This window comes from Bradyrhizobium sp. 45 (assembly GCF_023073155.1).
In the GTDB taxonomy this organism is placed as follows: domain Bacteria; phylum Pseudomonadota; class Alphaproteobacteria; order Rhizobiales; family Xanthobacteraceae; genus Bradyrhizobium; species Bradyrhizobium canariense_D.
On sequence record NZ_JADPIX010000124.1, the window covers coordinates 1 to 1,074 of the forward strand.

A 1,074-nucleotide genomic window follows, 5' to 3' on the forward strand; every position below is an offset into this window, starting at 1 on the left:
CTGGGGTAATGGGTCCCCTGAGTTCACAAACGAAGTGCAACACTTCCATCTGGAGGTGTTGCCATGGGGCGGACTTACAAACAGCTCTCCCTTGACGATCGATGCGAGATTGCCCGCCTTTCGGCCAATGGCGGCTCGGTCGGGCAAATCGCGGCAGCTTTGGATCGGCCGCCATCAACGATCTCTCGGGAGCTGAGGCGGAACCGTGGCAGGCAAGTCGGCTACAAGCCAAGCTATGCTCAGCAGCAGACCCGGGCGCGGCGCTGGAAGGGCTCTCGCCTCGAGCGGGACGCCAGCTTGCGCCGCGAGGTCTTGGCAGGCTTGAGCCGCGGTTGGTCACCCGAACAGGTCGCAGGCAGGCTGGCCCGGGAACGTGGCCGTAGGGTGATCTCCTGCGAGAGCATCTACGCTTCATCTACGCCCAGATCACACGCACGACGGACTTCACCTGGCGGCGCTATCTGCCTCGGGGCAAGAGCAAGCGAGGCCACCGCGGCAAACGAGGCGGGAGCCCCGCAAGCTTCATCGAAGGCCGTGTTTCGCTGGCAGAACGGCCTGCCGAGGTCGCCGATCGCAAAGTCCCGGGCCACTGGGAAGCCGATCTGATGATGTTCTCCAAATACCGGCAGGCCATCCTGGCCGTCCACGAGCGAACCTCGCGCCTGCTGCTCGCCGTTCCCATCGAACGCAAGTTCGCCGCCGGTATCGCTAGCCATCTCGTACGCCTGTTCAAAGCCGTACCGGAGGCACTGCGCCGTACCGTCACCTTCGACAACGGCACCGAGTTCGCCGCCCACCTTTCCTTGCAGAGCCTCTTGATGAAGACCTTCTTCTGCGACCCGCACGCGCCGTGGCAAAAGGGCGGCATCGAGAACGCCATCGGCCGCTTGCGCCGCTTCATCCCCCGAAAGACCGACCTTGAAAAGCTCCCAACCAAGCGCTTCCGTCAGTCCATTGCCGCCTACAACAACACCCCGCGCAAATGCCTTGACTTCAGAACCCCGGCAGAGGCCTTCTCCTCTCAACTGTTGCACTTCGAGTGTGAATCCACCTCCTGGCTTTCGCCAGGACGAC

At 62.9% G+C, this 1,074-nt stretch carries 1 protein-coding gene; it reads left to right on the forward strand.

What is annotated here, in order from left to right:
• Positions 1 to 461 precede the first annotated feature (461 nt).
• On the forward strand, positions 462 to 1,074 hold a 613-nt coding region (locus tag IVB42_RS28305), incomplete at its 3' end, for an IS30 family transposase (RefSeq protein ID WP_247471451.1).